The organism is Bacillus cereus group sp. N12 (genome assembly GCF_016483575.1).
In the GTDB taxonomy this organism is placed as follows: domain Bacteria; phylum Bacillota; class Bacilli; order Bacillales; family Bacillaceae_G; genus Bacillus_A; species Bacillus_A toyonensis.
Genome location: NZ_JAEHBO010000006.1, coordinates 33,573 through 47,123 on the forward strand (window position 1 = coordinate 33,573; position 13,551 = coordinate 47,123).

Sequence of the window (13,551 nt, forward strand, 5' to 3'; positions counted from 1 at the left end):
TAAGGAAGCAGCTTTAGTTGCTTCCTTTTTTTGTGTGTAATGAGTGAATAGCTTCAATGATAATATCTGGTCGATCATTTTCTATTCCGTGACTAGCATGTTCAGCTAGAATATATTGACTGTTTATAGAGAGGTGAAATTGTTCACGAATTAGTTTTTGCCACGTCGATTCAAGTTGTGTTGCTTCCTCTTTTGGCATGCCGCCCTCAATCATTTGAGTAATAGAATAATGAGGATCTCTACCGATAACGATTAATGGTATTTCTAATATTATATCCAGCTCTTTTATTGAACGAGCACAGTTTTTCCACTCGGATAGTTCAGAAACCGTCGCTTTATATAATGAGGGTGATGTAGAGAATTCTATATAATGTTTTGGTTTGTTGACGAGCATAGGTTTTTGTTCATTATAAAGTGTGTCGACATCCATTTTGGAGTACGTATTATATTTTTGAAGCCACATATTATCAGAATCAGTTTGATCAGAAATCGGTAAATGAAGTTCGTCTAATCGGTGTAAGTTCATGGAAGTAGAATCAACTAAAAGAAGTGCTTGTAGCCTATCTTCATGTAACATCGCAAAATGTTGTGCACATAATCCTCCATAGGAATGACCGATTAGAATGATTGGCTCATGAATATATAGTTTGTCTAGTAACATATGTAGTTCTTTTGCTACTTGTATCGTAGTACGCGGATACATTCCCAACTCACTTTTTCCGTAACCTGGGCGATGGTATGAAACGACTGTAAAGTGCTCGGAAAGCTTTTTCATAATGGGAAGCCAATCATAAAAGGAGCAAGTCATTCCAGTTTGAATGACTATAGTTTGTTTACTACTTCCTTTTATATATACTTCTATATTTTGTCCCAATATCTCTACAAATTTATGAATAATAATTCCTCCTAAGTTTGAAATAATTTTTGGCAAGCAAAAACGATACACCAAGCACCTATACCGAGTAGGACAGATGTACTAAGTGCAAATGAATTTTTTAAACTAATATAGACGATAAATAGTAGTAGTGCTGATGCAGGAAATCCATATAATACACCTAAAGCAAATTGACTCAATTCTTGTTTGTTGCCACCTTCGAAAGAAATCCAAAATAGACTAAGTAAACTGACAAGAGGAAGGGCAGCGATAAAGCCGCCTATCGTACTATAATGTTTAGCGACTTCAGTAATGATACCGATAATAAGTGCCGAAACGATAACTTTAACGAGGAAATGCATATTTTGCCTCCTTCGCTAATAAAGAAAAGGCTTTTTCAATTAATTGTTGTTCTTCTTTTGATAACTGTGATTCTAATATTTTTATCTTTTCTTTATCTAGTAAAGTATGCTTTTCTAATACTTCCATTCCTTCGGTTGTTAATGTAAGATTTACGACCCTTTCATCTTGTTTATTTCTCTCTTTAAGGAGGAAATCCTTTTGAATAAGGCGCTTTACGTGTTCAGATGCTGTGTTATGAGAGAGACTAAGCTCAGAAGCAACTTTTCCAATTGTTATATTTTTCTCACGGGAAACGATTTGTAAAATACGAATTGCTTGGTGGGAAAGGTTGTCCTCATATTCACATCGTAAGTGATAATAAATGCTCTCCCAATGTTGATTGATGTCTTTCATAATAATAAATCCCCCTATTTTTATATCGTATAATAAGATATATTCGTTAATACAGAAATAAAATCCTTTTATTTGGATAAAAAATATTGAAAAAGTTTATTTTTATTGAAATATAAGGTAATCTATGTGTAAAGGTATACATTTAGCAAGAGAGAGGATGATAGCTGTGAATACATTTAAATGGATTAGTCATGAACAGATGTATGTAGATGAAATACATGTTGAAAAATGTGGTCCTCTTTCAGTCGGCGTATACGGTGGAAACCAAGAAAGTGATGCATATGAAAGAGGAGATGCGGTGCTTGCTTGGTGGGATCCTGAATTACAATTTGAATTTGTTATGATTTTTGATACACATCATAAAACGAAAAATATCCATTATATAATAGAAGCAATTTCAGAAAGAAAAGAGAAACTAAAAGAATTATTTTCATACCCAATACATTTAGCTTTTCATCATACACATATGTACTTATTAGCGTTATTCACAGATGAGTTATTTATTGAAAAATGTGATCAAAATGATGAAGAACTTGCATGTTTAATTTGTTTGCGAAAAGGCGAGTTCTTATATTGGCTATCAGTTGGTGATTGTTTCGCATACTTATTCCATTCTGAGCAAACGAAGAATGGAAAAGGACGATTAAATAAACGGAAGAATTACGAATATATTGGCAGGAAAAATATTTTCGCAGCAAATACACCTTGTTTTACTTCAGGTGTGAGGGGATTAGAAAAAGGTACGAATCACATTGTAATGGCAACGGACGGTATTTTAGAGTGTGATAAACGAAGGTTTGATGATGATCAATCTTTAGTAGAAATATTACACGACGGAAATAGCTTACAAATTGAGCCGGTATTAACAAATGTACTGCAGTGGAAAGGTAGAGATTGTGCCACGATTATCGGATGGTCTATCGATACTGAAAATAAACAATGCGCTAATTAATAACAAAAAGGAGTTCAAGGTTTGTTGTCCTTGAACTCCTTTTTGTTAAGCAATATGAATATGATACGTTTTCAACCATTCATTTACTTGTAGCATATACTCCATAGCACTCCTCGCTTCAAAAGTGTTAATCTCTTTATTACTTTGATCAGCAATTGAAAGTAGAATGGAATGGTTAATGAGTGAGAAAATAGGATTGTTTTTATTACTACACATATCAAGTGTTAAATTACGAATCGTTTGTAAGTAGTGTGGGTCTTGTGAAGTTGGATAAGCGCTTTTTCTTCTATTTCGTATATCGTCAGGTAAAGCTGGTTTTAGTGCTCTACGTAAAATGCCTTTTTCAATATTATCAATACTTTTTATGTTGAAAGGAACGTTCCATAAATATTCAACTAATCTATAATCGCAAAACGGCACACGAACTTCAAATCCTACAGACATGCTCATACGGTCTTTACGATCAAGTAAGAACGGGAGAAATCTCGTTAAAAATAAATAAAACATTTGGCGTTGTTTCGCGGATTTTTTACTTTCCCCTTCAAGAGTAGGTACTTCAAGAACTGCTTCATGGAATCGTGTATGAATATAATGCTCAGGATTACATTGCTTTGATACGTCGTTTAATAATAGAGAAGATGTGTTTTTCCAGTTTGTTAACCACGGAAACTTATCTACATATAATAGTTCTTCTTGATGAAACCAAGGATACCCACCGAATACTTCATCGGCAGATTCCCCGGATAAAGCTACAGTTGCATCTTTTTTCATTTCGCAAAATAGTAAATATAGTGAAGTTTCCATTTCGCCTGCACTTGGTAAGTCTTTCGCATGAAGGGGAACGAATAAGTGATTTGCTAATTCTTCAGCATTCACAATAATGTCATGATGCGACGTCCCTACATGTTCAGAAACACGTTTTACCCAAGGAGCATCTAGACCAGTTCGAGCAAATGTCAGTTCGAAATCTTTCGCGCTATTTAAAAAGTCGATTGAATATGTGTGAAGTGTTTTGTGTTCCTCTGCAAATTCTTTCCCCGCAAGTGCAGTAATACCACTAGAATCTAATCCGCCTGATAACATACAAACGAGCGGAACATCGGCAATTAATTGTCTTTTTACTGTATCTTGTAAAATAGATAAAATATGAGAAGATGTATCTTCTATAGAGTCTATATGGATCTTACTTTCTAAGTTCCAATACTTCGTAACTACTTTTTTATCACGTGTAAATGTTATAGAATGTCCAGCACGTACTTCTTGAATATGCTTAAACACACCACATCCTGGAGTTCGAAATAACCCTAATCCAAATATTTCATTTATTCCATCCGTATCAATTTCAGCAGGGACAGATGGATGCGCTAATAATGCTTTAATTTCAGATCCGAAAATAATACTTTCATTTCTTTCTGTATAAAAAAGTGGTTTTACACCTAAATGATCGCGTGCTAAAAACAATTGTTGTTTCTGATCATCCCATAAGGCGAAAGCGAAAATTCCATTTAAATGTTGTATGCAGTCTTCTTTCCATTCTAAATAAGCATGTAGTAACACTTCTGTATCTGAATGAGTTTCAAATGTATGTCCACATTTTTGAAGTTGCTCTCTCAGCTCACGGAAATTATAAATTTCTCCATTATAAGTAAGAGCATACGTATAATCACCAGTACGGAATGTTTTTGGTTGTGTCCCGCCTTCTGGATCAATTACAATTAATCGCCGGTGTGCAAAGGCCGCACGTGGTGAAAACCAAAATCCTTCAGCATCAGGACCACGATGCTGAATACTATTTGCCATCTTTTCTAAAATACCATGTTCATTGGAAAGATCCTTATTCCAATTTACCCAACCTGTAATTCCACACATACACATCTCATCTCCTAATTTAAAATGTTAAAAAGTAGATTAATGAAATAAAATGTACACTAAGTTAAAAAATAGCTATATAAATAGTGTACTACATTAATTAAAAGGCAGACTTGAGAAAATTTTCTTGTAATACATAGTTATGTGAGACAATGGCTTAGGGAAAGTATTCCATAACATACAAAAAATAAAAAAAGATGAGAGAAAATATTTTGTAAGACGTTATATAGGGTGTAAAAGCTTTTACAAAAAAATAAGGGGAATCGCTACATGAAATCAAATGAGAAAAATTTTATAAAAAGATTACAACGGCAAAAAGAAGATGCACTAGAATTCGTTGTCGATACATACTTACCACTCATAAAAGGAATCACGCACAAATTTCTTCTTCCGGTTCAAAATGATGGACTCATAGAGGAATGTGTAAACGATATATTTCTTTCCATTTGGAATAACGCAAATAAATTTCACGGAGAGCCGAGTGACTTTAAAAAATGGATAGCGGCAATTGCGAAATTTAAGGCGATTGATTATTACCGGAAAGCAACTAAAAAAGTAGAAATTGGTTCAGATGAGTTTCATATCAGTACGGAAAGGTCAGCTGAAGACGAACTAATCGTTATGGAAGATAGAGAAGAATTAATGCAGCTTATTAATCAATTAGAACCGTTAGATCAAAAGGTATTCATTATGAAATATCTCCTCGGTATGAAGACAGAGGAAATCGGAGAGAAATTAGGATTAACCAGGGCGGCAATAGATAATCGTGTGTACCGTGGAAAAAAGAAACTACAACAAAATGCTACGAAAATTAGTTTTGGAGGTAGTGCAATATGAAAGACATTTATGAACTATTAAATGATATTGATATAGATGAAAAAGAACTTGAGGAAATTGAGGCTTCTGAAATTGAAAAAGAAAAAGTGAAGCGCAATGTAAAACAATCGATACGTACGAAGAAAAAGATGAAAAGTTGGAAAAAGGGTGTCGCTGCTGCATCTATTTTAGTCGGCGTATCGGTTGCCATGCTAGGCATAGGATTTCCTACATACGCTGGAGGACTACCAATAGTAGGGGACATATTCCGATTTTTAGATAATGGTAGAACAGGGCTATATGAAAATTATAAAGAGTTTTCGACTGAATTGAATATGACGAGAGAGAGTAATGGGGTTAAGGTTATAATTAATGATGTAATTTCTGATGGCAGAACATTATCTATAACGTATTCACTGGAAAGTGAGCAAGACTTAGGGGATGATCCTATTATATTAGGCGGATTGGATATAATGGACGCCCATGGTAGTTCAGGAAGTGGGAAAATGACTAAAGTTACTGAAAAAAAGTATGTAGGTATGGTAACAACGACGCACCATGATAGTAATAAAAAGGACAAAGTAAATTTTAGATGGAATATAGAGGGAATAGAGATGCCAGATAGGGAAAAATCAATACAAGGTAATTGGAATTTCGCGTTAACTGTAAAATCAATGGATAGTAAAGAGAGAACAATTGGTGGAAGTTCGGAAAAAGAAGGTATAAAGGCAAATATGGAAAAGGTCGCAATGTCGCCGGTTTCGTTTATTCTTTATTACAATCAAGAAGTTTCTAAGGGTGCGAGGAAAGAATGGGATAGTGTAGATGTTGAATTGACGGTTAAGGATGATCTAGGGAATGATTATTCGGGTGAAGGAAATGGAGGAAGTGGCAACGATCCTTACAATATTCGATGGAGTGCTACATTTCAAAAATTGAACGAAAATGCAACAAAGCTTATCGTTACACCTCGCGTACACTTACGAGTTCATACACCTGAAAATCATGGTGGAGTGGAGTATGTGAATGGAAAAGAGAAGAAAATTGAAGTGCCGAAAAAAGAAGCGAAGAGTAAAGATATTGTTCTAGATGATATCGTAATTGATTTAAAGAAATAAAAGAGAGACTGCCTAAAAACATTAGGCAGTCTCTTTTTCGTTAAAAACTAGTTACGAGTAAAGCATGCGGATGCTGCGTTTTATACTCATCTTTCCACGGAATGTTTAGTTGTTCCCACGATTCGCCGCTATCATTGGATTGAAAGACGCCATTGTTATTTAAAGTGTAAAACGTATGTGGTTCTGCTGGATTTGTCGCAAACATCGAAATGACTGTACCGATTGCAGACGGCAGTCCTTGCTGTACTTGCTCAAAAGGAGTATCTTTCGTTTTTTGATATATATAAGATTCATAAGGAATACGGTGATGAGCGAGATCGGCACTTGGCGCAGCAGAAACGAGAACAGTATCGCAATCAGCTGGATCGATAGCCATGCTGTATAAATAATGATGCTCAAGTCCTTCACTACATGAGATCCAGCTATTTCCACTGTTATAACTTTCAAGATAGGCACGATCAGGTCCGCCCATAAATCCGTCACCACATGATGCATAAAGGCGATTGGGGGCTTCGGGGTGCATGAGTAATTGATGGGCGTCGATAGGAGCACCGAATTTTTTATCAATCCATGTATGCCCTTTATCGTTACTTTGAATTACAGCACCAGCTTCGATTGAAACGTGAATTGTATTGGGATTGTTTGGATCAACTGTAATCCAGCGTACGTGATGAGTAAAAGGTCTAGGCGGGAAAGCCCACGTATAAGAAGATAATAATGATTTCATATTTTTAAGTTCCGTCCACGTTTCACCACCGTTTTCTGAACGGAATAAAGCGCTCGGTTCAGTCCCTACATAAACGACTCCATATCCGCTAACTTGTTCATTAGGGCTTATCGTTATAGAAGTGATAGAGGAGTGTAAAATACCATCATCTTTAGGGAAATCAAAGTAACGATAGGAATCCCCAATTGGTCTCCACGAATCTCCGCCATCGTCGCTTAACCATAAACCTCGTCCAAATGTTCCGCAATATATGCGATTTTGTTGGAATGGATCAACGGCAATACAGGTAGGTTGCATATTTTGCAAGTGACAAGTCGTTTCGTAGTTACCATCTTGTTCTTTCACTACAACAAGTTCACGCTCCATACAGAGAAATAAACGTTTCATTTTCGTAACCTCCTTAAGATTTCTTTCAATAGTAAACAATATGAAAATAAAAAAGAAGTAGTCTTGTTTTTATTTGAGAAAAAGGGATTGTTTAAAAAGTAGCGAAGTGTGTATACAGAGGAAGCGGGGTTTACGGGCGGTCAATTCGGGATAAAGATGGGGAGTTTGTTTCATACTAACATACAGATATGGCACTTAAAGGAGTATAAGTATGGGACATTCACATGATCACGGGCATTCTAAAAATAAAAAGGCGTTACTACTTGCATTCTTACTAACAACAAGCTTTATGGTTGCTGAAGTTATTGGCGGATTTGTAACAAATAGTTTAGCACTATTATCTGACGCGGGGCATATGTTAAGTGATGCAGTATCCTTGGCTTTAAGTTTACTTGCGTTTAAGCTTGGAGAAAAAGCAGCGACGACTGCAAAAACATACGGGTATAAGCGCGTCGAAATGTTAGCGGCATTATGTAACGGTGTCGTTCTTATCGTCATTTCTATATACATTTTTATTGAAGCAATTCGTCGTTTTAAAGAACCAGTTGAGATTGCTAGTAATGGGATGCTCATTATTGCTGTACTTGGTTTGCTTATTAATATTTTATCAGCTTGGATATTAATGAGAGGCGGAGATGTGAAAGGTAATTTGAACTTAAGAAGTGCTTTCTTACACGTACTAGGTGATCTATTAGGATCAGTTGGAGCGATTATTGCTGCGTTACTTATTAAATTTTTCGGATGGAATGTTGCAGACGCAATTGCTAGTATTCTTGTGTCTATTTTAGTCATTATTAGTGGGTGGCGTGTAACACGTGATACAGTCCATATATTAATGGAAGGTGCACCGCAGCACATAGATATGGATGAGGTGAAAAATACATTATTAACGATTGCGGTTGTAAAAGAAGTTCATGATTTGCACATATGGTCTGTCACATCGGATTTTCAAGTATTAACTTGCCACCTGATTATAAAAGGTAATGAAACGCAAAGTGTATTAAAAGAGGCTATGGATGTATTAAAGGAGAAGTTTCATGTAGAACATGTCACCATCCAAGTAGAAATAGAAGGTGAGTTTTATCATAGCGAGACAACTTGCAAAGTATGAAAGAAAAAGGATCAGAAAAAGTGTCATAACATTTTTCGCAGGGCATACATATATATAATGTGGCCACAAATACTTTGTAAGGTAAATATTTCATAAGATTACTTTACTTATTAAGAATCATCTTTTATAATCAAAAGTGGTAATTGATAAAGATTATCATTTTCAATGATCGTAGAAAGGAGTTTTTTTAAAGATGAGTAGTCAACTCCGTTTTGCTGTTGAAAATCGTAAGAGGCATTTAATTGATGAGTTAATTGGAGCAGGGGTGTTTAAGATTCGCGACAGACAATTATACGAGCTATCTTTAGAGGAATTAGAAAAAGAGTACGAAGATATTGAAGATTACGCGAATATTCAGGCATAGCATATAGATTAGTAAAGAGGGAGCTGGTTACACTTTTGTGTAACCAGCTTTCTTATTCTTTCATAGAAATCATTTTTTGTATTTCTTTCATGGGACGGAGCCAGTTTTGAGCCATCATTTGTTCCATTTGTTTTTCGTCCTGCTTTTGAAGTGCTTGAATGATAGAGTGATGTTCTTTAATAGATTGACTTGCAGGCACAAAGTTTTGGAAAAACAAATATTCAAGTCGTAAAACGTGAAGCTGCATATTTTCTAGAAAAGGTTCAATATATCGGTTTTTAGCAATAGAAGTAATTGTATTGTGAAATTGTATATCTAGTTTTAAAGCTTTTTTTGAATCTTTTTCATGTATAGATTGTTGAAAAGTATCATTTATCTCGGAAAGTAGTTTAATATCAGAATCTGTAACTTTTTGAAGTGCTTGTTTTCCTATAATTGAGTGAAGACCGGCCAGCGTCTCATAAATGATAGATACGTCTTCTAATTTAATAGGAGCAATTTTCGTTTTTTGACCGGGAATCATTTCTACTAGCCCAGAAAGCTCTAAAATTTGTAAAGCTTCTCTAACTGGTGTTCTGCTTACACCTAGTGCTTCCGCCAATTCCCCATCATTAATTTTTTCATCTGGTTGTAATACACCTTCTATAATCCAATCTTGTAGTTGGGTTAAAACGAGTGACTTTGCGGAAACTCTTCCAGGTTTTTTATAATTTTGAGGGACAGGCATAAATAATTCAATCCTTTCATTGTATGTTTTGTTTTTTTCTACTCATAAGTTTTAGCTTCGTTTTTCCTTCATCCGGCTTTTGGCTTAATATAAGCACCATTACAATGACACAAAAAGCACCTAATAACTGAAAAGATTGAAACGGTACGTGCAAAATAAGTACGGAAGAAATAATAGCTGCGAGCGGCTCTGTACAACCAAATAACGTTGTTTCTTTCGGCGTAAGGTATCTTATACTATCTAAGTATAAATAAAATGCTATGAGTGTCCCGAAAATGACTACAAATGTAATGAGCGGGAGGGTACTTAGTTTTACATACTTTATAGTGGATAATAAAATGAATTCGTTTGTGGAAACAAAGTGTAAAATCGTTACACCAATACCCCCAATAATCATACCCCAGCCAACGATAACAGATGAAGACCACTTTTCTAACAATTTTTTTGAATACAAACTATAAAATGCAAGAGATAGTCCAGATAAAATGCCCCAAACGATAGCTGGAGTAGATACAGCTAAGTTATGCATAGACCCGTTTGTTAATAAGAGAAAAGTCCCTACTAATGAGAGTGTAATTGAAATATAATCAATTTTTGATGGACGAACGTTCCATTTGAAAAGTAAGTATACAGTGATAAATATAGGGGCTAAATATTGTAACAAAGTTGCAACAGCAGCGTTTCCTTCTTTAATAGAGGCGAAGTACGTATACTGTACAGCAAGCATGCCGAAAAGACCGAACAAAATCATTTTACTAGCGTCGGATTTTTGCTTCCAGATGGTAAAAATCTCTTTTTTTCTCGTTCCGAATGATGAAATAATGAGTAGAATAACCCCAGATATAAGCAAACGGATCGTAACTAACCATTCGGTTGAAACATTTTCATATTGAAAAAGTTGTTGCGCAGCTGTTCCGGACAAGCCCCATAAACAAGCACCGATTATGACCATTATAATTCCTTTTAATCGATTTGGATCCATAAGACATATAATCCTCCTTCCAAAAATATATATTGGATACAATATGCAATATATCACAAAAAAGAGCATCAATAAACTGAAACTTCTAATTAAATGAAAAGTTATTAATAATGGAGACGAAATTTTTTTTGTACGTGGTAAAATATTGTAGAGAGGGTGGTATTGAAATGCTAGCAGGATTTTTGGTTTGTTTATTTGTTGGATTACTTATCATTTTTTTAGGGTATCAAATATATGTGAAAAAGAGATTGTTTTTGCTGGCAGGATATCAAGAAGAAACGTTTGTTGGAGATAAAAATAAATTAGCGAAGCTTTCAGGAGTATTTTCCTATATAGTCGGAGTTGCTACTATACTATTACCGTTTGGCTTAGAAAAAATAGGTGATGTAGTTGGTGTCGTATATGCTACCTTAATTGTTTTCGGTACAATGGTGTTTCTTATGAAAGCAAATATGTTAAATAAGAGTACTACAAAGTGAAAAAAGGCTCCATGCTACGGAAGCCTTTTTTCACTTTGTTATGAAGTATAAGTAAAAGCTGGAATAGGATCAACAAAGCTATTCCAATCTTGTTTCATTTCTTTTTCTGTTAATAGACAACTATCTAATGATTGTTCAATTAAAGAACGATCCATGTCAATTCCGATAAATACGAGTTCAGTTATTCGATCTCCATATTGTTCATCCCAGTTTTTCAATACTTCTGGTTCTTCTGTAATGATTTGATTTTTTTCAGCCTCAGGTAATGCCGCTATCCATTCACCAGCACCTTGAATTGTAATAGAGGAACCAGCTTGTGATAGAAGCCCTATCATAGTATTACGAGAGGCGAGCCAGAAAAATCCTTTCGCTCTTACAACATCTAATGGCCATTTTTCTAGCCAATTCATAAGGCGTTCAGGATGAAAAGGATATTTACGACGGTACACAAAGGAATGAATACCGTATTCTTCCGTTTCAGGTGTATGATGGTCACTATTTAATTCTTGCATCCAGCCAGCCGATTGACTGGCCTCTTCATAATTAAATGAATTTGTGTTTAAAACTTCTTGCAATGGTACTTTGCTAAATGAAGATTCAATAACCTTGGCGCTAGGATTTAATTTCTTTAGTAAATGATGGAGTTCTATCACATCTTCTTTTTCTAGTAGGTCTATCTTATTAAGAATAATTATATTTGCAAACTCAATTTGATCTATTAATAAATCAATAACTTCCCGAGTATCAGTTTCATCGATTGCCTGTTTTCGGTCTAGCAAACTTTCTCCATCTGCAAAATCATCCCAAAATCTATGTGCATCTACAACTGTAACCATCGTATCGAGGTGACAATTTTTCGTTAAATCAATGTTAAGAACTTCATCTGTATAAGTAAAGGTTTGGGCAACTGGAATAGGCTCACTTATACCAGAAGATTCAATAACTATATAGTCAATATCACCATTTTCAACAAGACGATTCACTTCTATCATTAAATCTTCTCGTAGTGTACAACAAATACAACCATTTTGAATTTCTACTAATTTTTCCTCTGTGCGTGAAAAACCACCTTTTTTTATAAGGGACGCATCAATGTTTACTTCGCTCATATCATTAACGATAACAGCTACTTTTAAGTTGTTTTTATTAGTCAAAATGTGATGTAGTAAGGTAGTTTTTCCAGATCCTAAAAAACCACTTAATACAGTGATAGGTACTTTTTTCATGAAATAATCTCCCCTTCAAATCGTAATCATTACGTTTTATAATAAATGATGGGAAAGGAAAAATCAATAATAAATCATAATGATTACGATTTAAGAATAGAAATAGACTATAAATTTTATGCTGTAGTATGAAGCATTTGGACAAGCGCATGTTTACAAATAAATAAAATGGAGGCGAGAAGCTTGGTCTTTAATAGAGTTTCAAAAGAATTAATAGGCATAGCTCTTATCGCTATGTTTCTCTTTTTATTATTTTTTGTAGATTTTACAAGTCTAGTAAATTTGCACAAAAATATGTCGCAAGAATGGTTGAATGTGAATACGGTGTTTTTAAGTATCATTTTTGAAGCAATCCCCTTTATTTTATTAGGGGTAATTGTTTCTTCATTTATTCAAGTGTTTGTGACGGAAGATATGATTCAAAAAATACTGCCGAAATCTCCGATTGTTGCAATGATTCCAGCAGTATTTGTGGGAGTTCTTTTTCCAATGTGTGAATGTGTCATTATACCAATTGTAAGAAGGCTCATTCAAAAGGGGTTACCACTTCATGTAGGCATTGTTATTTTACTGAGTGCACCCATTATGAATCCAGTTGTTCTTTTATCTACTGTATATGCGTTTCAAAAAAATGATTACGTTGTATATGCACGCTTTGGGATAACAATTCTAGTTGCTCTATTCATAGGTCTAATTGTGTATTATCGCTATCGCGAAAGAAATGTTTTAAAAGACATAGAGGTTTCAGTTCAAACAAGCAAAAAAAAGAGTTGGAAAGATGTTATGAATCACACTGTAGATGAGTTTTTTGATACTGGTAAGTATTTATTGATTGGTGCTTTTTTAGCAAGTGTATTTCAAACGTTTTTTGATCGGAATGTACTGGATGCAGTAGCACATAATGAAGTAATTGCTCCCGTTATTATGATGGGATTTGGTTATGTTTTATCAATTTGCTCTGCAGCCGATGCTTTTATAGCGGCATCTTTTGGACATGTTTTCTCGGTAAAGGCACTTCTCGCATTTCTTGTGTTTGGGCCTATGCTTGATATGAAAAATACGTTAATGCTATTTGCGTATTTTCAAAAGAGATTTGTATTCTTTTTGATGGGAATTGTCATTGTATCTGTGTATACCATCGTGCAAATCATAATGTTATAGGA

At 34.8% G+C, this 13,551-nt stretch carries 15 protein-coding genes; 7 read left to right on the plus strand and 8 right to left on the minus strand.

Translation table 11 applies throughout. The annotated features are described in order from the left end of the window. Positions 1-13: 13 nt before the first annotated feature. From JDS92_RS05085 to JDS92_RS05095, 3 genes are read right to left on the minus strand one after another with little or no spacing between them, the layout of a single operon-like run. Positions 14-946, minus strand: coding sequence for an alpha/beta fold hydrolase (locus JDS92_RS05085; RefSeq protein WP_199631595.1), 933 nt, complete (start codon positions 944-946; stop codon positions 14-16). Next, positions 907-1,236 carry a DUF3147 family protein gene (locus tag JDS92_RS05090; RefSeq protein ID WP_000545617.1) on the minus strand — a complete coding sequence of 110 codons (330 nt, stop codon included), beginning with the start codon at positions 1,234-1,236 and terminating at the stop codon, positions 907-909. Before JDS92_RS05090 ends, JDS92_RS05085 begins: the two co-directional genes overlap by 40 nt. After that, the gene (locus tag JDS92_RS05095; protein ID WP_000651923.1) at positions 1,220-1,630 is read right to left on the minus strand and encodes a MarR family winged helix-turn-helix transcriptional regulator; all 411 of its coding nucleotides are present in this window, start codon (positions 1,628-1,630) and stop codon (positions 1,220-1,222) included. Before JDS92_RS05095 ends, JDS92_RS05090 begins: the two co-directional genes overlap by 17 nt. 124 nt (positions 1,631-1,754) lie before the next feature. Between JDS92_RS05095 and JDS92_RS05100 the strand changes: the two genes are divergently transcribed. Beyond that, positions 1,755-2,582, plus strand: a complete 828-nt coding sequence (locus tag JDS92_RS05100; RefSeq protein ID WP_002047737.1) for a PP2C family serine/threonine-protein phosphatase — start codon at positions 1,755-1,757, stop codon at positions 2,580-2,582. Between the two features lie 45 nt (positions 2,583-2,627). Here the strand turns inward: JDS92_RS05100 and asnB are convergent, their stop codons facing one another. Next, positions 2,628-4,451 (minus strand): asparagine synthase (glutamine-hydrolyzing), encoded by a 1,824-nt coding sequence (gene asnB, locus JDS92_RS05105; protein ID WP_199631596.1) that lies wholly within the window; start codon positions 4,449-4,451, stop codon positions 2,628-2,630. Positions 4,452-4,721: 270 nt separating this feature from the next. On the opposite strand from asnB, the gene JDS92_RS05110 reads away from it, so the two are divergent. Beyond that, entirely contained in the window at positions 4,722-5,288 is a 567-nt protein-coding gene (locus JDS92_RS05110) for a sigma-70 family RNA polymerase sigma factor (protein WP_199631597.1), read from the plus strand. Next, positions 5,285-6,385 carry a DUF4179 domain-containing protein gene (locus JDS92_RS05115; protein WP_199631598.1) on the plus strand — a complete coding sequence of 367 codons (1,101 nt, stop codon included), beginning with the start codon at positions 5,285-5,287 and terminating at the stop codon, positions 6,383-6,385. The genes JDS92_RS05110 and JDS92_RS05115 overlap by 4 nt, the downstream gene beginning before the upstream one ends. A gap of 40 nt (positions 6,386-6,425) precedes the next feature. On the opposite strand, the gene JDS92_RS05120 is transcribed toward JDS92_RS05115, so the two are convergent. Further along, a complete protein-coding gene (locus JDS92_RS05120) occupies positions 6,426-7,499 on the minus strand; it encodes a WD40/YVTN/BNR-like repeat-containing protein (RefSeq protein WP_199631599.1) in 1,074 nt (357 codons plus the stop codon). Positions 7,500-7,710: 211 nt separating this feature from the next. Here JDS92_RS05120 and JDS92_RS05125 point away from each other — a divergent pair, with 211 nt between their 5' ends. Together JDS92_RS05125 and fbpA are read left to right on the plus strand one after the other, a co-directional pair. Further along, the gene (locus JDS92_RS05125) at positions 7,711-8,610 is read left to right on the plus strand and encodes a cation diffusion facilitator family transporter (protein WP_199631600.1); all 900 of its coding nucleotides are present in this window, start codon (positions 7,711-7,713) and stop codon (positions 8,608-8,610) included. A gap of 193 nt (positions 8,611-8,803) precedes the next feature. Next, a complete protein-coding gene (gene fbpA, locus JDS92_RS05130; protein ID WP_000098300.1) occupies positions 8,804-8,974 on the plus strand; it encodes a Fur-regulated basic protein FbpA in 171 nt (56 codons plus the stop codon). A gap of 52 nt (positions 8,975-9,026) precedes the next feature. Here fbpA and JDS92_RS05135 read toward each other — a convergent pair whose 3' ends face one another. Both JDS92_RS05135 and JDS92_RS05140 read right to left on the minus strand, forming a co-directional pair. Then, entirely contained in the window at positions 9,027-9,701 is a 675-nt protein-coding gene (locus JDS92_RS05135) for a GntR family transcriptional regulator (RefSeq protein WP_199631601.1), read from the minus strand. 16 nt (positions 9,702-9,717) lie between these two features. After that, complete coding sequence (locus JDS92_RS05140) at positions 9,718-10,683, minus strand: DMT family transporter (protein ID WP_199631602.1); 966 nt, start codon at positions 10,681-10,683, stop codon at positions 9,718-9,720. Between the two features lie 167 nt (positions 10,684-10,850). On the opposite strand from JDS92_RS05140, the gene JDS92_RS05145 reads away from it, so the two are divergent. Next, positions 10,851-11,162, plus strand: coding sequence for a DUF3784 domain-containing protein (locus tag JDS92_RS05145; protein ID WP_097957139.1), 312 nt, complete (start codon positions 10,851-10,853; stop codon positions 11,160-11,162). 38 nt (positions 11,163-11,200) lie between these two features. On the opposite strand, the gene JDS92_RS05150 is transcribed toward JDS92_RS05145, so the two are convergent. Next, positions 11,201-12,388, minus strand: a complete 1,188-nt coding sequence (locus JDS92_RS05150) for a GTP-binding protein (protein WP_016108134.1) — start codon at positions 12,386-12,388, stop codon at positions 11,201-11,203. A 168-nt stretch (positions 12,389-12,556) separates the two neighbouring features. Here JDS92_RS05150 and JDS92_RS05155 point away from each other — a divergent pair, with 168 nt between their 5' ends. Further along, entirely contained in the window at positions 12,557-13,549 is a 993-nt protein-coding gene (locus JDS92_RS05155; RefSeq protein WP_199631603.1) for a permease, read from the plus strand. The last annotated feature ends 2 nt before the right edge of the window (positions 13,550-13,551 follow it).